Below are 18715 nucleotides of genomic sequence, written 5' to 3' on the forward strand. Positions count from 1 at the left end.
GGCAATCGGCGAAAAATCCCGGTAAAACGACAAGATCTTTAAAGGATTTTTACAAATGAGCTCAATCCTCGACCTTGAAGTGTTCGCGCGCACCGCCGACACCGGCAGCCTGTCTGCCGCCGCACGCGGGCTCGGCCTGACCCCCGCAGCGGCCAGCATTGCCCTCAAGCGCCTGGAAACCCGCTTGGGTACCCGCCTGCTGGCACGCTCCACCCGCAGCATGCGCCTGACCGAAGAAGGCCGGCGTTACCTCGACAGCGTGCGCGAGGCCCTGGCCGCCTTGGCCGAAGGCGAGCAAGCGCTCAAGCAGCAGAGCCAGGGCCTGACCGGCTTGTTGCAGTTGGCCGCACCCTCGGATTTCGGCCGCAATGTGGTACTGGGCTGGCTGGATGAGTTCAAGCTGGAACACCCGCACATCCGCCTGCAACTACTGCTCAACGACAGCAATGCCGACCTGTTCCGCGACACCGTCGACATCGCCCTGCGCTTCGGCGTCCCACGGGATTCCAGCCTGGTGGCGCTGCCGGTGGTGCCCGATCACCAACGCCTGCCCTGCGCCAGCCCCGACTACCTGGCGCGCCACGGCACGCCGCACACCCCGGCGGAGTTGGCGCAACACAATACGCTGCGGTACATGCGCCAGGGCCGGGCCAACAGCACCTGGTACTTTCGCCAGGGCACCACGTTGCAGGAAGTGGAAGTGACGGGCGACTACCTGAGCGATGACGGCGAGATTGTGCGGCGCTGGGCACTGGCCGGCCACGGCATTGCCTACAAAGCCAACCTCGACATCGCCCGGGACCTCAAGGCCGGACGGCTGGTGCACCTGCTGCCGGACTGGCAGGGCGAACCCACGCCGTTCAACCTGATGTGCCCGCACCGCCTGCAAGTGTCGGAGCGGGTGAAAGTGCTGCACCGGTTTCTGCAAGTGCGTTGCCAGGCCTTGCTGAGTGCATGAAGAAACGCGCGCAGGGCTTGTTCCAGAGCCTGCGAGTCTGGTATTGCATAGGGCACGTCTCACTGCCGCAAGGAGCTTTGCATGATTTACCGCACATTGGGCCAGTCCGGTTTGAAGGTCAGCGCCTTGACCCTGGGCACCATGATGTTTGGCGAACAGACCCACACCGAGGACTCGCTGCGCATCATCGACAAGGCCTGGGACCAGGGCATCAATTTCATCGACACGGCGGATGTCTACACCGGAGGGCGCTCCGAGGAAATCGTCGGCGAAGCCATCGCTCGCCATCGTCAGGATTGGGTGGTGGCGTCTAAAGTCGCCATTGGCCCCACCGAGGGCCTGCCCAACCGCAGCGGCTTGAGCCGCAAGCGCATCTTCAACGCGCTGGAAGCCAGCCTCACCCGCCTCGATACCGACTACCTCGACATCTACTACCTGCACCGCGAAGATCACGACACACCGCTGGAGGTGACGGTATCGGCCATCGGCGACCTGATTCGCCAGGGCAAGATCCGTTACTGGGGACTGTCCAACTACCGTGGCTGGCGGATTGCCGAGGTGATCCGCGTCGCCGAACGCCTGGGCGTGGACAGGCCGGTGATCAGCCAGCCGTTGTACAACATCGTCAACCGCCAGGCTGAAGTCGAGCAGATCACCGCTGCTGCCGCGTACGGCCTGGGCGTGGTGCCTTACAGCCCACTGGCCCGCGGCGTGCTCAGCGGCAAGTACGCACCGGACGTGACACCCGAAGCCGGCAGCCGTGCGGCACGCCAGGACAAGCGCATCCTGGAAACCGAATGGCGCGTGGAGTCGTTGCGCATCGCCCAGCAGATCCAGCAATACACCCAGGGCCGTGGCGTGGGGATTGTCGAGTTTGCCATCGCCTGGGTGCTGAATAACGCGGCGGTGAGCTCGGCGATCGTGGGGCCGCGCACTGAGGCGCAGTGGGACGCCTACACCGGCGCGCTGGACGTGAAGATCACGGCTGAGGATGAAGCGTTCATTGATTCGTTGGTAACGCCGGGGCATTCCTCTACGCCGGGGTTCAACGATGTGGGCCATTTTGTCTCGGGCCGAGTGGCGCGCGCATAGCCTGATTGACCAAGTAAGGGTTGCGCAGCGGCCTTGCTGTGGTGAGCGGGCTTGTTGTGGTGAGCGGGCTTGCCCCGCGCTGGGCTGCGCAGCAGCCCTTTAAAGCCGTCGCGTTTTTCCAGGAAAACCTTGTCGCCAGTTATTGGGGCTGCTTCGCAGCCCAGCGCGGGGCAAGCCCGCTCACCACAACAACCACAACAACCAGCACCACAACAACACCCCGACTGCCCCAACCAAGCAGACCCAGACAGCGGCCGCGAGATATTTTCCTGAAAAACGCCCCAAAACAGCGCGACCCTCTCGCTTCAAAAGCACCATAATCCCCTGTTGAAACTCCCTCTACTTGTTTGAAATCGGTTTTCGCGAGGACAACGTGTCTAAAGGTGTCGTGTTATCGGTGTCGGCCTCGGTGTTGTTTGCCGTGATGTATTACTTCACGTCATTGCTGACGCCGTTGAGCGGCCTGGAAATTTTCGGCTGGCGCATGTTGCTGACCGTGCCGTGCATGACGGTGTTCATGATCGTCAGCGGCGAATGGCGGCGGGTGTGGGAATTGCTGCAAGTACTCGCAGCCAAGCCGCGGCTGATCGGCGGTGTGGTGCTGTCGTCGGCGTTGCTGGGCGTGCAGTTGTGGTTGTTCATGTGGGCGCCGCTGAACGGGCGCAGCCTGGATGTATCGGTGGGTTACTTCCTGCTGCCGCTGACCATGGTGCTGACCGGGCGCCTGGTATGGGGCGAACAGCTGTCCTACCTGCAAAAGCTTGCAGTGTTTTTTGCCGGCCTTGGGGTAATCAACGAGCTGTTCCAGGCCGGCGGTTTTTCCTGGGCGACGCTGGTGGTGATCATCGGCTACCCGCTGTATTTCATTGCGCGCAAATACCTCAAGACCGACCATCTTGGCGGACTGTGGCTGGACATGGCGCTGATGCTGCCGGTGGCCTGGTGGTTTGTGCAAAGCGGCGAACAGGGCTTCGCGGTGATGGATGCCCACCCCAAGCTGTACGGGTTGATCCCGATGCTGGGCCTGATCAGTGCCTCGGCGCTGGTGAGCTATATCATCGCCAGCCGCCTGCTGGCGTTCAGCCTGTTCGGACTGCTCAGTTATGTCGAGCCGGTGCTGTTGCTGGTAGTGGCGCTGCTGCTGGGTGAAGGCATCAAGGCTGGCGAATGGTTGACTTACATCCCGATCTGGATGGCGGTCATGGTCCTGGTGTTCGAAGGGTTCAAGCATTTGGTGCGCCAGCGCCGGGCCTGAATGCCAAGCGACAAAAAGCCCGACCGAGGCGTCCCTCGGTCGGGCTTTTTTCATGCTCAGTCGGCGGTCAACACACCACGACGTACCTGGTCCCGCTCGATGGACTCGAACAGCGCCTTGAAGTTGCCCTCGCCAAACCCATCATCGCCCTTGCGCTGGATGAACTCGAAGAACACCGGGCCCATCAGGGTTTCCGAGAAGATCTGCAGCAACAGGCGCTTGTCGCCTTCGATGGACGAGCCGTCCAGCAGGATGCCCCGCGCCTGCAATTGATCCACCGGTTCGCCGTGGTTCGGCAGGCGACCTTCGAGCATTTCGTAGTAGGTGTCCGGCGGCGCGGTCATGAAGCGCATGCCGATCTTCTTGAGTGCGTCCCAGGTCTTGACCAGGTCGTCGGTGAGGAACGCGACGTGCTGGATGCCCTCGCCATTGAACTGCATCAGGAACTCTTCGATCTGCCCGGCGCCCTTGGACGACTCTTCGTTCAGCGGGATGCGGATCATGCCGTCCGGGGCGCTCATGGCCTTGGACGTCAGGCCGGTGTATTCGCCCTTGATATCGAAGTAGCGCGCTTCACGGAAGTTGAACAGTTTCTCGTAGAAGCCGGCCCAGTAGGCCATGCGCCCGCGGTAGACGTTGTGGGTCAGGTGGTCGATGACCTTGAGGCCGGCACCCTGCGGGTTGCGCTCGACGCCGTCGAGGTAGACGAAGTCGATGTCATAGATCGAGCTGCCCTCACCAAAACGGTCGATCAGGTACAGCGGCGCGCCGCCGATGCCCTTGATGGCCGGCAGGTTCAGCTCCATCGGGCCGGTCTCGATATGGATGGGCTGGGCACCCAGTTCCAGGGCGCGGTTGTAGGCTTTTTGCGAGTCCTTGACGCGGAACGCCATGCCGCACACCGACGGGCCGTGCTCGGCGGCGAAATAGGAGGCGATGCTGTTGGGCTCGTTGTTGAGGATCAGGTTGATCTCGCCCTGGCGGAACAGCTGGACGTTCTTGGAGCGGTGAGTCGCGACTTTGGTGAAGCCCATGATCTCGAAGATCGGCTCCAGGGTGCCGGGGGTCGGCGATGCGAATTCGATAAATTCAAAGCCCATCAGGCCCATTGGGTTTTCGTAGTGGTCGGTCATGGCCGGCGCCTCATCATTCTTGTGGGTAGCAATTGGTTATGTGCGAGCAAGGATGAGGTCGGAGGGCGGCGCGCAGGATAGGCCTCGCACACTGCGGGCGAGGAAGTCACCAAAGATGAGGGGGGAGCCGAGTAGCTTCATGGTTACATCAGTCTCTGACGGCCGAGGCTTGCGTGAGCGCAAGTCCATATTCTTGTATGCGTAAATCGATTCTACACAGCGTAACCGTATTTGTCCGTACTCTTATCAAATCCCCATTGCCCTGGCCTGTGCAAGGGGTTTGTTGCACAGGTAGATGCCCAGCAGGATGACGGCCCCGCCCGCCAGCATGGGCGCCGTCAGTTGTTCCCCCAGCAGCAAGGCACCGCAGATCACCGCCGTCAGTGGGTTGAGTGCGATAAACACCCCGGAGCGCGTCGCGCCAATGCGCCGGATGCCGTCGTAGTAACCGATATACGCCAGCGCCGAGCCCAACACGCCGAGGTAGGCCAGACTGAGCCACTGGGTGAGCTGCAAGCGGGCGAGCGCTTCTACGCTGACGCTTGCGGTGACAAACGCGGTGGTGGTCAACATCAACGTACCCAGCAGCACCGACCAGGTGACCGTCTGCAAGGGCCCCAGGCTTTGGTTGAGCCCACGGGCACACAGCGAATAAACGCCCCACCCTGCCACACAGCCGAGGATCAGCAGGTCGCCGATCCAGGCATCGGCGGTGGCCTGCAACAACTGCGGGTTACGACTGACAATGACCGTCCCGGCACCGACCAGGCAAAGCAGGATCCCCAGCAGCTTGATCCGACTCAGCCGCTCCTTGAATAACAGCCAGCTCGCCAGGCCGATCACCGCCGGGTTCAACGCCACGATCAACGAAGCCCGCGACGCATTGATGTACTGCAGGCCATAGAAGAAGCACAGGTTGTAGAAAAAAATCCCGCAGAACCCCAGCACCGCCAGTTGCGCGAACTGCCGAAGGTTCGGGCGTAACAGTCGAATACGCACGCAGGCCATGAACAGCAACAACGCCAGGCTGGCGAGGATAAAACGCAGGCTGGCGGCCAGCAGCGGATTGAGGTGGTCGGCCAGGAAGCGCCCGGCGACAAAGGTGCCGCCCCAGATCATGGTGACGGCGGCGAGTTTGCAATAAGTCAGGTAATCGGAGGCGGGATGCATGGGGATGGCTCTAAGTACGGAGAGAATTGGCGTATTCTTCAGCTAATATCTGATCATCGTAAAATGAGCTTTCACTCATGACCCTGACCCAATTGGAAATCTTCTCGCTGGTCGCCGAGCTGCAGGGCTTCACCAGTGCCGCCCACCGCCTGGGCATCAGCCAATCGGCGGTGTCCCATGCCATCAAGGCCCTGGAGCAGGAGCTGGGTGTAGAGCTGTTTCGGCGCCACCAGTCACTGGTAGAACCCAGCGACATCGGCCAGCAATTACTCGGACGTGCCCGTGCCATGCTCGGCCTGGCCAACACCCTGCAACAAGAAGCGGCCGATGCCCGTGGCATGCGACGCGGTACTTTGCGCATCGGCTCGTTCGGGCCGACCGCGTCGATTCGCCTGCTGCCCACCATCCTCAGCCAGTTTCGCAGCGCCCATCCGGGAATTGAGGTGCATGTGGACGAAGGCCCCGACCGCCAGGTGCTGCAGTGGCTGGATGAGCGACGGATCGATGTAGGCTTTGTGGTGCTGGAACAGGAGCGCTTCGACACCTTTGCCGTGTTCGAGGACCAGCTGGTGGCGCTGCTGCCGGCTGATCATCCATTGGCTGCGCGGGACACGCTGGCCCTGCCGGACCTGTGTGACGATGCCTTTATCCTGACGGAAGCCGGCTCCTCGGAGTTGGTCACCCGCCTGTTCGACGTCGGCCAACTGCGGCCAAAGATTCGTTACCGCTGTGCACAACTGCTGAGCACCCTGGAAGCGGTCAGCCGTGGCGATGGCCTGAGCATCGTCGCCGAAGCGTCTCTGCCACAGGCATATGATCCGCGCTATGTGAAGCGACCGCTTTCGCCCCGTGTGCCGCGCCAGATCGGCCTGGCGGTGCTGGATCGGCGGCAGTCGTCACCGGCGACCCTGGCCTTTATCGAGATTGCGCAAAACCTTGTCAGGGCGAGCAAATTCCAAACGGGCCATCTATCATCGGAACATTCCCCGCCGGCCTGCCGGTAAAGCCCGCCCCCTGCGCAACAGGCCTGAACCCATGCCCCTCACTGTCAAAGGCCCGCGAAGACTTCTCAGCCGCTATGCGATCAGCCTGTTGGCGGGTGTGCTGCCGATCCTGCTGGGTGCGGCCATCCTGTATTGGCAGGCCGAGCGCACCCTTGAACAAAGCACAGCGCAAACCGCCCAGGAAGCCATCCGTCAATTCGACCTGATGCTCGACAATACCGCCCTCGCCGCCAAGGCCTTGCTGCCCCTGGCCGGACAGCCGTGTGACAGCGGAGCGCAACTGGCGCTGCGTGAACAGGTCACGCGCCGGCCGTTTGTGCGAGCGACGACCTTGTCCTGGCAGAAAAACATCTATTGCAGCTCCCTGTTCGGCAGCAACTACGAGTCACCGGTAAACCCGGATGACTACGTCGATGGCCGCCTGTGGTTGATGAACGGCAACCCGGTTACACCGGATACCGCGTTGCTGGTCTACCGCCTGGTCGACGGCGACAAAGCGGCGTTTGCCTCCATCGACGGCTATCACCTGACCAACGCCCTGCGCCTGATCAGCCGCTATGCCCGGCTCGTGCTGCAAGTCGGGCCTCACTGGCTCGGCGCGGACGGCAACGTGCACGACACCGCCGTCCCGGTATTTGCCGTGGCCCATCATCACCTGGCGTCCGAGCGTTATCGCTACAGCGTCGACGCCGGCATGCCGGCCGGTGAGGTGTGGCGCTATATGCAGGCGCGTTACCCGGCGCTGTTCAGCCTGGTGGTGTTCTTTGGCGTGCTCGCGGGCCTGCTTGCGCACTGGCTGCAAAAGCGTTCCTCGGCGCCCACCCATGAGCTGCAGCGGGCCTTGGGGGCCAATGAGTTCATCCCGTACTTCCAGCCGGTGGTACGCGGTGACACCCGCGAGTGGGCCGGCTGCGAGGTACTGATGCGCTGGCAGCACCCCAAGGAAGGCCTGGTCCGGCCCGACCTGTTTATCCCGCTGGCTGAACACTCCGGCCTGATCGTGCCGATGACCCGCGCCCTGCTGCGCCAGACCGCCGCCCAACTGGCGCCCCATGCGACGCAGTTCAGCCCGGGCTTCCATATCGGCGTGAATATCACCGCGCGCCATTGCCACGACCTTGCCCTGGTGGAGGATTGCCGTGAGTTTCTCGCCGCCTTTGCACCGGGCCAGGTGACCTTGGTGCTGGAGCTGACCGAGCGCGAACTGATCGAGCCCACGGATATTACCCGCCGACTGTTCGACGCCCTGCATCAACTGGGTGTGATGATTGCCATCGATGACTTTGGTACCGGCCATTCCAGCCTGGGCTATTTGCGCAACTTCAATGTGGATTACTTGAAGATCGACCAGAGTTTTGTCGCCATGATCGGGGCCGATGCACTATCGCGGCATATTCTGGACAGCATCATCGAATTATCCGGCAAGCTGGACCTGGGCATCGTTGCAGAAGGTGTAGAGACCGCCGAGCAATGCGAGTACCTGGCCGCTCACGGCGTGGATTTCCTCCAGGGCTACCTGTTTGGAAAGCCATTACCCAGCGATGAATTCATTAAAAATCTGGCCAGCCATTGAATAGCCATGCACTAGCGGCGTTGAAATAATGTTAATAAGACAAAAGACGTGATTTACTCGTGGCGGATTAACTACTACAATTTTTCTTGCCTGTGCAGAACTCGCAGGACGACTTCTTCTGTGAGTCGCCTTAACGCTATTGGCTTATAGCTTTGTCTGTAGTTGACATCAGCCAAATACACTATTGGAGTACAGATTTTGTCCAGACTCGCCGAATTTCGCGCAGCAGAAAAAGCCCTTCAAGAGCAGCTCGCCCAGCTGGAGTCCCTGAAGAACGACGCCGGCCTGAAGAAAGAAATCGAATTCGAAGAAAAGCTTCAAGGACTGATGAAAACCTACGGCAAAGGCCTGCGCGACATCATCCTGATCCTTGATCCAAACCCGGGCAAGACCAGCGCTGCCGCCGCCAGCGCACCCAAACAGCGCCGTGCGCGCGTGGTCAAGGTTTACCACAACCCGCACACTGGCGAACTGATCGAAACCAAGGGCGGTAACCACCGTGGCCTCAAGGCCTGGAAAGAACAGTATGGCGCCGCCACTGTAGACTCCTGGCTTCGCGGCTGATCACAACGCACTAACAAAGAGCCCCGCACATGCGGGGCTTTTTTATTCAAGGGTTTGAAACAGAACTTAAATAACATTTCACTTTGTTCGGAATCGACGGGCGAAACGCACTTAAAGTTTGAGGCTGGCGCGCACCGAACTGACTTCGTCCTTGCTTGCTTCGTAAGCGTCGGCTTGACCCGCGTATGAAAAAACATACGCTTTTTCGGTATCAACAGCCCCGACCAATGTTTGTGAAAGCACGTGCCGTCCATTCTCGGTAATCACACACGTAGTTTCCACGGCTTCAAGACGACTCAGTGTTGTCGAGTGCATCTTGCTGCACACACTCTGGTAACCGCCTTGGGCAAAATCCTTCTGGATGGACTTGCGCATCTCCAACAATACGCCCTGAAGATTAACGTTATGTCCGGCTTCGATCGGCGTCCCCGTCAACTCCATCACCATCAACGTGTTGCCATTTTCGTCGTTCTTGATCGCACGCTGCCGCGAGACCGGCTGCGGCGTGGCCGGCGCGTCGCCGTCGGGCACCACCTCCTCGACCTGCCAGCCGCTGGGCCAATGAATTTCCGGGTCGGCCGCCCACACCCAGGGGCTGGCCAACAGCAAACACAGAGCGCTCAATAGCGGTAAACGACATTCGATCATTGCAAAAGACACCCAAGGTTCAAGCGACAAAGTGTGAGCCCCGCCACCGGCCGGTCGCAAGACCTACGCGCGCTTTTTCATTTGGCGCAGCAGGCGGGCCTTGCGTATCATGCTCCGGCTGCACGGACGCCAGCCGCAAGCCAAGGGAACGCTCCTCGCACCTGGAGCCGCGTTTGCCCCATTTTTCTCTGGAGGGCCCATGAGCCTGCACGAACTGAACACCTTCCCGGGCGTCACCGCCCAACCCGACACCGCCACCTCGAACTTCGTGTTCAACCACACCATGCTGCGGGTCAAGGACATCACCAAGTCCCTGGACTTCTACACCCGGGTCCTGGGTTTTTCCCTGGTTGAAAAGCGCGACTTCCCGGAAGCCGAATTCAGCCTGTACTTCCTGGCCCTGGTGGACAAATCCCAGATCCCGGCCGACGCCGCCGCGCGCACCCAATGGATGAAGTCGATTCCAGGCATCCTGGAACTGACCCACAACCACGGCACCGAAAACGATGCCGACTTCGCCTACCACAACGGCAACACCGATCCACGGGGCTTCGGCCATATCTGCATCTCGGTGCCCGATATCGTCGCCGCATGCGAACGCTTCGAAGCATTGGGCTGCGATTTCCAGAAACGCCTGAGCGATGGCCGCATGAAAAGCCTGGCGTTTATCAAGGACCCGGATGGGTACTGGGTTGAGATTATTCAGCCAGCGCCGCTGTAAGTTTCTAACGCACAACAAAAAACCCCATGATCACTCATGGGGTTTTTCGTTTCCGGACCTGGGCTTACGCCGGAGCGGAGGTACGGATCAAGTGATCGAAAGCACTCAGGGAAGCCTTGGCGCCCTCGCCTACTGCAATCACGATCTGCTTGTACGGCACGGTCGTCACGTCACCGGCGGCGAATACCCCTGGCAGTGAAGTTTCGCCACGGGCATCGACAATGATCTCGCCACGGGGGGTCAGCTCCACAGTGCCTTTGAGCCAATCGGTGTTGGGCAGCAGACCGATTTGTACAAAGATGCCTTCCAGGTCAAGGGTCTTGAATTCACCGGTATCGCGGTCCTTATACGCCAGGCCTGTCACTTTCTGGCCATCGCCTTTGACTTCACTGGTCAGCGCACTGGTGATCACGTCAACGTTAGGCAGGCTGTACAGCTTGCGCTGCAATACCGCATCGGCGCGCAGCTTGCTGTCGAACTCCAGCAAGGTCACATGGCTGACGATACCGGCCAGGTCGATGGCCGCTTCAACGCCGGAATTACCCCCGCCGATCACCGCCACACGCTTGCCCTTGAACAACGGACCATCGCAGTGCGGGCAGAAGCACACGCCCTTGGCCTTGTATTCCTGCTCGCCCGGTACACCCATTTCGCGCCAGCGGGCGCCGGTGGCCAGGATCACGGTCTTGGACTTGAGGGTCGCGCCGCTTTCAAAGCGAATTTCATGCAAGTCACCGGCGGTTTTCGCTGGGATCAGGCTGCTGGCGCGCTGCAGGTTCATGATGTCCACGTCGTACTGACGCACGTGGGCTTCCAGGGCGCTGGCCAGTTTCGGCCCTTCGGTTTCCTGGACCGAGATAAAGTTCTCGATGGACATGGTGTCCAGCACCTGGCCACCAAAGCGTTCGGCAGCAACACCGGTGCGAATGCCCTTACGTGCGGCGTAGATGGCGGCTGCGGAACCGGCTGGGCCACCGCCGACGACCAGCACATCAAAGGCCTCCTTGGCGCTGATTTTCTCGGCGGCTTTTTCAATGCCGCTGGTGTCGAGCTTGGCGAGGATTTCTTCCAGGCCCATGCGGCCCTGGCCGAAGCTCACACCATTCAAGTAGATGCTCGGCACCGCCATGATCTGACGCTCGTCGACTTCAGCCTGGAACAGCGCGCCGTCGATGGCGACGTGGCGGATATTCGGGTTGAGCACGGCCATCAGGTTCAGCGCCTGGACCACGTCCGGGCAGTTCTGGCAGGACAGCGAGAAGTAAGTCTCGAAGCTGAACTCACCCTTAAGGGCGCGAATCTGTTCAATCACTTCGACACTGGCCTTCGACGGGTGGCCACCGACTTGCAGCAGGGCCAGCACCAACGAAGTGAATTCATGGCCCATGGGGATGCCGGCGAAACGCAGGCTGATATCGGCACCCGGGCGGTTAATGGAGAACGATGGTTTACGCGCATCATCGCCATCGGTCTTCAGGGTAATCAGCGTGGTGAGGCTGGTTACGTCCTGCAAAAGGGCGAGCATTTCCTGGGATTTCGCGCCGTCGTCGAGGGAGGCGACGATCTCGATCGGCTGGGTGACCCGTTCCAGGTATGACTTCAACTGAGCTTTAAGATTGGCGTCCAACATACGGGCGATTTCCTATTAATTCGGTTTATTGCAGACAAAAAAACGCCCGAGCGACTATCGCCCGGGCGTTTTGAGGGCGGATGCAGCTTACTTAAGTGCGGAGTTCCGCCCTTGATACGTCTTCACAGACTTAGATCTTGCCGACCAGGTCCAGGGACGGCGCCAGAGTGGCCTCGCCTTCTTTCCACTTGGCCGGGCACACTTCGCCTGGGTGAGCGGCTACATATTGAGCAGCCTTGATCTTGCGCAGCAGCTCGGAAGCGTCACGGCCAACACCGCCGTCGTTCAGCTCAACGATCTTGATCTGGCCTTCCGGGTTGATCACGAAGGTACCGCGGTCAGCCAGGCCAGCTTCTTCGATCAGTACGTCGAAGTTGCGGGAGATGGTCAGGGTCGGGTCGCCGATCATGGTGTACTGGATTTTGCCGATGGCTGGCGAGGTGTTGTGCCAGGCAGCGTGGGCAAAGTGGGTGTCGGTCGAAACGCTGTAGATTTCCACGCCCAGTTTCTGGAATTCGGCGTAGTTGTCGGCCAGGTCTTCCAGCTCGGTTGGGCAAACGAAGGTGAAGTCGGCTGGGTAGAAGAACACTACCGACCATTTGCCTTTCAGGTCAGCGTCGGTCACATCTACGAAGTTGCCGTTTTTGTATGCAGTTGCTTTGAACGGTTTTACTTGGCTGTTGATGATAGGCATCGTTGACTCTCCGTCAGGGGTTAAGAAGTTGATGAGGTGAATCCTACCCACTCTCTCGGCAGATGGCTCATTGGCAAACCTGATGCTGACGATTGGTTTTCCCTATCAGGTGACGGTATTAATAGAAGAAATCTCAAAGCAGCGGTTGAGTGGCCAATGTCATGCCGAGAAAGGGCGTCGCTTCAACATAGCGCATGGCGGATTTCATGTCGCTCCAGCCGACGTAACTCATCAACGACTTCAGGTCCCAGCCGCTGGAATGGGCCCAGGTGGCAAAACCCCGACGCAGCGAGTGACTGGTGTAGTGCTCGGCGGCGATGCCGGCGCGCTCAAGCGCCTGGCGCAGCAGTGGGATCACACTGTTGGGGTGCAAACCCTCCTCCCCAAGGTTTCCCCAGCGATCGATACCGCGGAATACCGGACCGCGCACCAGGGCCGAGGCGCTGAGCCATTCGCTGTAGGCCTGCACCGGACACAGGCGCAGCAGCGCCGGGGTGTGATAGGTCTTGCCGAGGTTGTCGCGGTCACTTTTGCTGCGCGGCAGGTACAGGCGGATGCCGGCACCGGGTGTTGCCTGTACATGTTCGATGCTCAAGCGACACAACTCATCGCTGCGAAAACCACGCCAGAAGCCCATCAGGATGAGCGCAGTGTCACGTTTGGCGCGCAGCAATCGCGGTTGGTCATGTGCATCACCGGCCTCTCGCGCTTCAGCCTCAAGGGAGGCCACGACCTGCTCCAGATGCCTGAGTTGCAACGGCTCGGCCTGCTTCTCCTGCGCCGGGTGCACGGCGCGAATCCCCTTGAGCACCTTGCGCACCACCGGCGCTTTCGTCGGATCGGGAAAGCCCTGGCTGGTATGCCATTGCGCCAATGCCGAGAGCCGCAACTTCAAGGTGTTGACCGCCAGCACGCCGGCATGCGCCACCAGATAGCGCGCCACGCTGTCGCTGGTGGCCGGCAGAAATCCGCCCCAACTGACTTCGAAGTGTTCGATCGCCGCACGATAGCTGCGGCGCGTGTTATCGCGGGTGGCGGCGTTGAGGTAACGGTCCAGATCGCTCATGGGAGGCCTATTCGTACTGCTGGCAGAGGTATAAGCGCTCCAGGCGCATATGACACGGGATAATACGCCAATATCCCATCTGTTAAATCATGAATTTGAACAGGTTTTTATTCATGATACAGTATGTATCTACATAATACATACCACAGTACTAAATCGACGGAGACCCCATGGCTCGCGGCGGCATTAATAAAGCAGTAGTTCAAACGGCACGCTTGGCGATCCTTGCCCGTGGCGAGAACCCCAGCATCGACGCGGTACGCATCGAGATGGGCAATACCGGCTCGAAAACCACGATCCACCGCTACTTGAAGGAGCTGGACGACAGCGAAGCCCGCCTGACCATCACCGAAGCGCCGATTGACGACGAACTGGGTGAACTGGTTGCACGCCTGGCGCAGCGCTTGAAAGACAAGGCTCAAGAGCCGATTGACCTGGCCCTGGCGCAGTTCGAACAGCAAAAATCCGCCCTGCTCACCCAGATCGAGGCGCTTGAAGAAGCTCACGGCGAACTCAAGCAACAATTCGATATTCAGGCGGCGGCACTGGCAGAAGAAAGCGCTGCCCTGCAAACCACCAGTACCAGTCTGCAAACCGAGCAAACGCGCAACGCCGGGCTCAGCCAGGCCTGCAGTGATTACGAACTGCGGATCAACGACAAGGACGAGCAGATTCGCTCGCTGGAAGAAAAGCACCTGCACGCCCGCGAGGCGCTGGAGCACTACCGTAATGCGATCAAGGAGCAGCGCGAGCAGGAACAGCGGCGCCACGAAGGCCAGCTGCAGCAAGTACAGGCAGAGCTGCGCCAAGCCCAGCAAAGCGCAATGGTTCGCCAGGACGAAATCACCCAGCTGCATCGTGACAACGAGCGCCTGCTGATCGAGCACCGAGTGACGACAAAGGAGTTGGCTGCGCTGCAGGAGGAAACCCGCAAAGGCCAGGCCCAGCAACTGAAGCTGAGCGAACACGTGAGCCAGATCGACAGCGAGCGCACTCTCCTTCAGGAGCGCCTGCGGGTCGCCTTGCTTGAAAACGAGTCACGCCAACAAGCGCTGGCTGAGCACGGGCACACCAACAAGCGCCTGGAACTGGAGCTTATGAAGGCCCATGCCACTATCGAGGCGTTGCGCCTGGCAGCCGCCGTTGCGACGGCGCCAGAGGCAACACCGCCAGCCTGATCAGTTAGCCACGGGCGTGCGCATGGTGACGAACTCTTCCGCCGCCGTGGGATGCACACCGATAGTCTCATCGAAGTGCTGCTTGGTCGCGCCGGCCTTGAGCGCGATCGCCAGGCCCTGGACGATCTCGCCCGCATCCGGACCGACCATGTGGCAGCCCAATACCTTGTCGGTGTCCGCGTCGACCACCAGCTTCATCAAGGTTTTTTCCTGGCACTCGGTCAAGGTCAGCTTCATCGGGCGGAAACGGCTTTCGAAGATCTGCACCCTGTGCCCGCTCTTCTTTGCCTCCTCCTCCGTCAGGCCGACCGTACCGATATTCGGCAGGCTGAATACCGCTGTCGGAATCATCGCGTAATCCACCGGACGGTATTGCTCGGGCTTGAACAAGCGACGTGCTACGGCCATGCCTTCGGCGAGAGCCACCGGCGTCAGCTGCACACGGCCGATCACATCACCGATCGCCAGGATCGACGCTTCGGTGGTCTCATACTGGTCGTTCACCTGGACGAAACCGCGCTCATCCAGTTTCACGCCGGTATTTTCCAAGCCCAGGTTATCCAGCATCGGACGCCGGCCGGTGGCATAGAACACGCAATCGGCCTCCAGCACGCGCCCGTCTTTCAAGGTGGCCTTGAGGCTGCCATCGGCTTGCTTTTCAATGCGCTCGATGTCCGCATTGAATTGCAGGTCGAGGCCGCGCTTGGTCAACTCTTCCTTAAGGTGTGTGCGCACCGAACCATCAAAGCCACGCAGGAACAGGTCACCGCGATACAGCAATGACGTCTGCGCGCCCAGGCCATGGAAAATCCCGGCGAACTCAACCGCGATATAGCCGCCACCTACCACCAGCACGCGCTTGGGCAACTCTTTGAGGAAGAACGCCTCATTGGAGCCTATCGCGTGCTCACGCCCCGGAATATCCGGAATCTGCGGCCAGCCCCCGGTAGCGATCAGGATGTGCCTGGCCGTAAAGTGCTCGCCATTGATTTCCACCTGGTGCGGATCAACCAGGCGCGCATGTCCCTCATGCAGGGTCACGCCGCTGTTGACCAGCAGGTTGCGGTAGATGCCATTGAGACGATTGATCTCGCGATCCTTGTTGGCGATCAGGGTCGCCCAATCAAAATTCGCTTCACCCAGGGACCAGCCAAAGCCACTGGCTTGCTCGAAGTCCTCGGCAAAATGCGCACCGTACACCAGGAGTTTCTTCGGCACGCAGCCAACGTTCACGCAGGTGCCACCCAGGTAGCGACTTTCCGCCACGGCCACCTTGGCCCCAAAGCCCGCAGCAAAGCGCGCCGCGCGAACACCGCCGGAACCGGCGCCAATTACATACAGGTCAAAATCGTAGGCCATTTCATTCTCCTCGGCAGGACATCAGCATACCGACTTACATGGGGCTGAAAAACGAAAAAGCCACCCGAAGGTGGCTTTTTCAAAGGCAGGCCTGCGTGAATCAGTAAGCCTTGCCAGTCTTGTAGAAGTGCTCGTAGCAGAAATTGGTGGCTTCGATGTAGCCTTCAGCGCCACCGCAGTCAAAACGACGGCCCTTGAACTTGTAGGCGATCACGCAACCGTCTTTGGCCTGCTTCAACAGGGCGTCGGTGATCTGGATCTCGCCACCCTTGCCTGGCTCGGTTTCTTCGATCAACTTGAAGATGTCCGGGGTCAGAATGTAACGACCGATGATCGCCAGGTTCGACGGTGCATCTTCAGGCGCCGGCTTCTCGACCATGTCGCGTACGCGGATCAGGCCATCGCCAATGTCGTCACCGGCAATCACGCCGTACTTGTTGGTCTCTTGAGGATCGACCTCTTGAACCGCAACGATGGTGCAGCGGTATTTCTGGTACAGCTTGACCATCTGGGTCAGTACGCCGTCGCCTTCCAGGTTCACACACAGGTCGTCCGCAAGTACTACGGCGAACGGCTCGTCACCGATCAACGGGCGACCGGTCAGGATGGCGTGACCAAGACCTTTCATCTGGGTCTGGCGGGTGTAGGAGAACGAGCACTCGTCCAGCAGCTTGCGGATGCCGACCAGGTATTTTTCCTTGTCGGTGCCCTTGATTTGGTTTTCCAGCTCGTAGCTGATGTCGAAATGGTCTTCCAGTGCGCGCTTACCGCGACCGGTGACGATAGAGATTTCGTTCAGACCGGCATCCAATGCCTCTTCGACGCCGTACTGAATCAGTGGCTTGTTTACCACCGGCAGCATCTCTTTGGGCATGGCCTTGGTCGCTGGCAAGAAGCGAGTGCCGTAACCGGCTGCTGGGAACAAGCATTTCTTGATCATATAAGTCCTTACAAAGGGCTGTGCGTACGGAATTCGGCGCAGTCTAATCAGGCCGCAGTCACCTTACAATGGGTCCTGCTGGCGTTGCGATGTCATCATAGAGAAAAAATGTCGGCGTAAGTTCCGCTGATCTTACAAAGAGCGACTTCACCGCCACGCTAAGAAAAGTCATCTCCTCATGCTTAAAAGGGGCTGCAACCCTTTTAGCACGCTTTTCAGGCCAGAACACTGACCTGGAATAACTTGCGCGGCACTGGGACAATTGGGGCTATCATTGCTCCCTTGAATCAGACCACGAGATTGTTAATAGATGTCAGAACCAAAAGGCGTGAACGGCTACCTGATCACCAAGCGAGCAGACGGCTGGCACCTGATCAACTTCCACGGAGACAGCGTCGCGGGCGTTTTCGAGACCGAAAGCATGGCGATCGCGGTCGCCGAAGTGTTTGTTGACGAAGCGGGCCACGCGTCGAGCAAGAGACCGAAGGGTAAGTAAGCCGGCAGCCCTGCGCCAAAAGCCCCGACTCACGGGGCTTTTTTGGTTTTGCCTGTACCTAGATGGCAGTTCGCTATAATCTTCCACAAACGCCCCACGACAGTGTCAGCGCCCCTCCCACACCCTCGACGACGAACACACATGAACAAATTTCTGGCACTGACTGCGGTACTGGCACTCGCCGGCTGCACCACCACTTCCGATGTCTACCTCAAGAACGGCGAACAAGGCCTGACTATCGACTGTTCAGGCGAAGCCAACTCCTGGGCCAGTTGCTACGAAAAAGCCGATGCCTCCTGCGCAGGCACCGGCTATCGCATTGTCGGCACCGAAGGCACGCCATCGCTGAAGGAAAGCGACAAGACCCTGGGCCAGGACGTGGGCAACTACAAAAGTCGCAGCGTGGTGGTCGTCTGCAAGTAACCCCGCGCGTTACAGGTGGATTTCGGCGAATTTGATCCCCAGCTCCCGAAGGATTTCGCTCAGCTCGTCAAGACTGGCAAAGGATTCGACTTCATCCTGATCATCCACCAGAAAAAAGCTGCGACCGCCACTTTTCTTGAAGAAGACGATCCACTCGCCCAGGTCGGCGGGGTTCTGGATGACATGGGTGGCCGAGATCTCACCCTCGGCATGACGGGCCTTCACATGTTCACGCTTCATATCGGCTTTCCCCAGCGGCATCAACCGGAAATGCACTCTTCCCCGGCCTTTTTCACATCTCCCGGGCGGATCGGCACGTTGGACATGCTCTCGTAGAGCTTGATGCTGCTACCGCTGGAGCGCTCTTCAATTTCGAAAATAGCCGAAGGGTCGGCGGAAAACTTCTGCGGTACGATGACCTGCACACCGTCTTTATGCGGTTCAATCTGCGGCGGCCGACGGGTGGTCGACAGCTTCCTTACCACACACGCCGCGTACTCCTGGGGTTTTTTCCCGGAAATGACCACCAACGTCGGCGGGGTCTGCTTGATATCTGCAACCGAAGCACACCCACCTATCGCCAAGGCCAGAACCAACACACTCCACTTCATACAAAACCTCCAATAAAGACCCTACGACAGCGGAGATGGTAATTTTCTCCCGCCCACGTAGGATTTATCCCTGATAACTCGGTAAATAACTGTTTTAAATTGTCGACGCCGTTGAAGACGGGCCGATAATAAACGCGCTGGGGCTGATAAACTCCATCTTAACCTACGTATCATTCTGATTTTTCAGAAAAAGCCCTTCT

At 59.5% G+C, this 18715-nt stretch carries 20 protein-coding genes; 10 read left to right on the forward strand and 10 right to left on the reverse strand.

All coding sequences use genetic code 11. From position 1 onward, the window contains the following. Positions 1 to 55: 55 nt before the first annotated feature. The 3 genes from BB029_RS27130 (at position 56) to rarD (ending at position 3305) form a co-directional block, all read left to right on the forward strand. Positions 56 to 958 carry a LysR family transcriptional regulator gene (locus tag BB029_RS27130; RefSeq protein WP_065941556.1) on the forward strand — a complete coding sequence of 301 codons (903 nt, stop codon included), beginning with the start codon at positions 56 to 58 and terminating at the stop codon, positions 956 to 958. Positions 959 to 1039: 81 nt separating this feature from the next. After that, positions 1040 to 2050 (forward strand): aldo/keto reductase, encoded by a 1011-nt coding sequence (locus tag BB029_RS27135; protein WP_065941557.1) that lies wholly within the window; start codon positions 1040 to 1042, stop codon positions 2048 to 2050. A 373-nt stretch (positions 2051 to 2423) separates the two neighbouring features. Beyond that, the gene (gene rarD / locus BB029_RS27140; RefSeq protein WP_065941765.1) at positions 2424 to 3305 is read left to right on the forward strand and encodes an EamA family transporter RarD; all 882 of its coding nucleotides are present in this window, start codon (positions 2424 to 2426) and stop codon (positions 3303 to 3305) included. 56 nt (positions 3306 to 3361) lie between these two features. On the opposite strand, the gene hppD is transcribed toward rarD, so the two are convergent. Together hppD and BB029_RS27150 are read right to left on the reverse strand one after the other, a co-directional pair. After that, positions 3362 to 4438, reverse strand: coding sequence for a 4-hydroxyphenylpyruvate dioxygenase (hppD, locus tag BB029_RS27145; protein ID WP_065941558.1), 1077 nt, complete (start codon positions 4436 to 4438; stop codon positions 3362 to 3364). 246 nt (positions 4439 to 4684) lie between these two features. Continuing rightward, complete coding sequence (locus BB029_RS27150; protein WP_065941559.1) at positions 4685 to 5608, reverse strand: DMT family transporter; 924 nt, start codon at positions 5606 to 5608, stop codon at positions 4685 to 4687. A 77-nt stretch (positions 5609 to 5685) separates the two neighbouring features. Here BB029_RS27150 and BB029_RS27155 point away from each other — a divergent pair, with 77 nt between their 5' ends. From BB029_RS27155 to BB029_RS27165, 3 genes are all read left to right on the forward strand, one after another. After that, complete coding sequence (locus tag BB029_RS27155; protein ID WP_065941560.1) at positions 5686 to 6612, forward strand: LysR family transcriptional regulator; 927 nt, start codon at positions 5686 to 5688, stop codon at positions 6610 to 6612. A gap of 31 nt (positions 6613 to 6643) precedes the next feature. Then, entirely contained in the window at positions 6644 to 8185 is a 1542-nt protein-coding gene (locus tag BB029_RS27160; RefSeq protein WP_065941561.1) for an EAL domain-containing protein, read from the forward strand. Between the two features lie 198 nt (positions 8186 to 8383). Continuing rightward, positions 8384 to 8749: a histone-like nucleoid-structuring protein, MvaT/MvaU family gene (locus BB029_RS27165; RefSeq protein WP_027606583.1), complete on the forward strand. Its 366-nt coding sequence runs from the start codon at positions 8384 to 8386 to the stop codon at positions 8747 to 8749. A 111-nt stretch (positions 8750 to 8860) separates the two neighbouring features. Here BB029_RS27165 and BB029_RS27170 read toward each other — a convergent pair whose 3' ends face one another. Continuing rightward, entirely contained in the window at positions 8861 to 9397 is a 537-nt protein-coding gene (locus BB029_RS27170) for a DUF4946 domain-containing protein (RefSeq protein ID WP_065941562.1), read from the reverse strand. A 199-nt stretch (positions 9398 to 9596) separates the two neighbouring features. Here BB029_RS27170 and gloA point away from each other — a divergent pair, with 199 nt between their 5' ends. Next, positions 9597 to 10118 (forward strand): lactoylglutathione lyase, encoded by a 522-nt coding sequence (gene gloA / locus BB029_RS27175; protein ID WP_027606585.1) that lies wholly within the window; start codon positions 9597 to 9599, stop codon positions 10116 to 10118. Positions 10119 to 10182: 64 nt separating this feature from the next. Here gloA and ahpF read toward each other — a convergent pair whose 3' ends face one another. The 3 genes from ahpF to BB029_RS27190 form a co-directional block, all read right to left on the reverse strand. Next, the gene (gene ahpF, locus BB029_RS27180; RefSeq protein ID WP_065941563.1) at positions 10183 to 11748 is read right to left on the reverse strand and encodes an alkyl hydroperoxide reductase subunit F; all 1566 of its coding nucleotides are present in this window, start codon (positions 11746 to 11748) and stop codon (positions 10183 to 10185) included. A 130-nt stretch (positions 11749 to 11878) separates the two neighbouring features. Beyond that, the gene (ahpC, locus tag BB029_RS27185; RefSeq protein WP_003173835.1) at positions 11879 to 12442 is read right to left on the reverse strand and encodes an alkyl hydroperoxide reductase subunit C; all 564 of its coding nucleotides are present in this window, start codon (positions 12440 to 12442) and stop codon (positions 11879 to 11881) included. A 133-nt stretch (positions 12443 to 12575) separates the two neighbouring features. After that, positions 12576 to 13508 (reverse strand): site-specific integrase, encoded by a 933-nt coding sequence (locus BB029_RS27190; protein WP_065941564.1) that lies wholly within the window; start codon positions 13506 to 13508, stop codon positions 12576 to 12578. 170 nt (positions 13509 to 13678) lie between these two features. Between BB029_RS27190 and BB029_RS27195 the strand changes: the two genes are divergently transcribed. After that, the gene (locus BB029_RS27195; RefSeq protein ID WP_065941565.1) at positions 13679 to 14686 is read left to right on the forward strand and encodes a DNA-binding protein; all 1008 of its coding nucleotides are present in this window, start codon (positions 13679 to 13681) and stop codon (positions 14684 to 14686) included. Here the strand turns inward: BB029_RS27195 and gorA are convergent, their stop codons facing one another. Both gorA and galU read right to left on the reverse strand, forming a co-directional pair. Continuing rightward, positions 14687 to 16045: a glutathione-disulfide reductase gene (gene gorA / locus BB029_RS27200; RefSeq protein ID WP_065941566.1), complete on the reverse strand. Its 1359-nt coding sequence runs from the start codon at positions 16043 to 16045 to the stop codon at positions 14687 to 14689. Positions 16046 to 16145: 100 nt separating this feature from the next. Beyond that, complete coding sequence (gene galU / locus BB029_RS27205) at positions 16146 to 16985, reverse strand: UTP--glucose-1-phosphate uridylyltransferase GalU (RefSeq protein ID WP_003212579.1); 840 nt, start codon at positions 16983 to 16985, stop codon at positions 16146 to 16148. A gap of 310 nt (positions 16986 to 17295) precedes the next feature. Between galU and BB029_RS27210 the strand changes: the two genes are divergently transcribed. Continuing rightward, positions 17296 to 17481, forward strand: coding sequence for a hypothetical protein (locus tag BB029_RS27210; RefSeq protein ID WP_017528082.1), 186 nt, complete (start codon positions 17296 to 17298; stop codon positions 17479 to 17481). A 141-nt stretch (positions 17482 to 17622) separates the two neighbouring features. Beyond that, positions 17623 to 17904: a hypothetical protein gene (locus BB029_RS27215; RefSeq protein ID WP_027606590.1), complete on the forward strand. Its 282-nt coding sequence runs from the start codon at positions 17623 to 17625 to the stop codon at positions 17902 to 17904. 9 nt (positions 17905 to 17913) lie between these two features. Here the strand turns inward: BB029_RS27215 and BB029_RS27220 are convergent, their stop codons facing one another. Both BB029_RS27220 and BB029_RS27225 read right to left on the reverse strand, forming a co-directional pair. Beyond that, positions 17914 to 18144, reverse strand: coding sequence for a hypothetical protein (locus BB029_RS27220; protein ID WP_027606591.1), 231 nt, complete (start codon positions 18142 to 18144; stop codon positions 17914 to 17916). A gap of 20 nt (positions 18145 to 18164) precedes the next feature. Beyond that, a complete protein-coding gene (locus BB029_RS27225; RefSeq protein ID WP_065941567.1) occupies positions 18165 to 18515 on the reverse strand; it encodes a hypothetical protein in 351 nt (116 codons plus the stop codon). Positions 18516 to 18715: the final 200 nt, after the last annotated feature.

This window comes from Pseudomonas sp. S3E12 (assembly GCF_001702295.1).
In the GTDB taxonomy this organism is placed as follows: Bacteria; Pseudomonadota; Gammaproteobacteria; order Pseudomonadales; family Pseudomonadaceae; genus Aquipseudomonas; species Aquipseudomonas marginalis.

Coding starts and splice junctions, on each gene's coding strand:
- hppD (WP_065941558.1), bottom strand. CDS start 4,438: ATGACCGACCACTACGAAAACCCAATGGGCCTGATGGGCTTTGAATTT.
- BB029_RS27130 (WP_065941556.1), top strand. CDS start 56: ATGAGCTCAATCCTCGACCTTGAAGTGTTCGCGCGCACCGCCGACACC.
- BB029_RS27195 (WP_065941565.1), top strand. CDS start 13,679: ATGGCTCGCGGCGGCATTAATAAAGCAGTAGTTCAAACGGCACGCTTG.
- BB029_RS27170 (WP_065941562.1), bottom strand. CDS start 9,397: ATGATCGAATGTCGTTTACCGCTATTGAGCGCTCTGTGTTTGCTGTTG.
- ahpC (WP_003173835.1), bottom strand. CDS start 12,442: ATGCCTATCATCAACAGCCAAGTAAAACCGTTCAAAGCAACTGCATAC.
- ahpF (WP_065941563.1), bottom strand. CDS start 11,748: ATGTTGGACGCCAATCTTAAAGCTCAGTTGAAGTCATACCTGGAACGG.
- BB029_RS27225 (WP_065941567.1), bottom strand. CDS start 18,515: ATGAAGTGGAGTGTGTTGGTTCTGGCCTTGGCGATAGGTGGGTGTGCT.
- BB029_RS27135 (WP_065941557.1), top strand. CDS start 1,040: ATGATTTACCGCACATTGGGCCAGTCCGGTTTGAAGGTCAGCGCCTTG.
- gorA (WP_065941566.1), bottom strand. CDS start 16,045: ATGGCCTACGATTTTGACCTGTATGTAATTGGCGCCGGTTCCGGCGGT.
- BB029_RS27190 (WP_065941564.1), bottom strand. CDS start 13,508: ATGAGCGATCTGGACCGTTACCTCAACGCCGCCACCCGCGATAACACG.
- galU (WP_003212579.1), bottom strand. CDS start 16,985: ATGATCAAGAAATGCTTGTTCCCAGCAGCCGGTTACGGCACTCGCTTC.
- BB029_RS27155 (WP_065941560.1), top strand. CDS start 5,686: ATGACCCTGACCCAATTGGAAATCTTCTCGCTGGTCGCCGAGCTGCAG.
- BB029_RS27215 (WP_027606590.1), top strand. CDS start 17,623: ATGAACAAATTTCTGGCACTGACTGCGGTACTGGCACTCGCCGGCTGC.
- BB029_RS27220 (WP_027606591.1), bottom strand. CDS start 18,144: ATGAAGCGTGAACATGTGAAGGCCCGTCATGCCGAGGGTGAGATCTCG.
- BB029_RS27210 (WP_017528082.1), top strand. CDS start 17,296: ATGTCAGAACCAAAAGGCGTGAACGGCTACCTGATCACCAAGCGAGCA.
- gloA (WP_027606585.1), top strand. CDS start 9,597: ATGAGCCTGCACGAACTGAACACCTTCCCGGGCGTCACCGCCCAACCC.
- BB029_RS27160 (WP_065941561.1), top strand. CDS start 6,644: ATGCCCCTCACTGTCAAAGGCCCGCGAAGACTTCTCAGCCGCTATGCG.
- BB029_RS27150 (WP_065941559.1), bottom strand. CDS start 5,608: ATGCATCCCGCCTCCGATTACCTGACTTATTGCAAACTCGCCGCCGTC.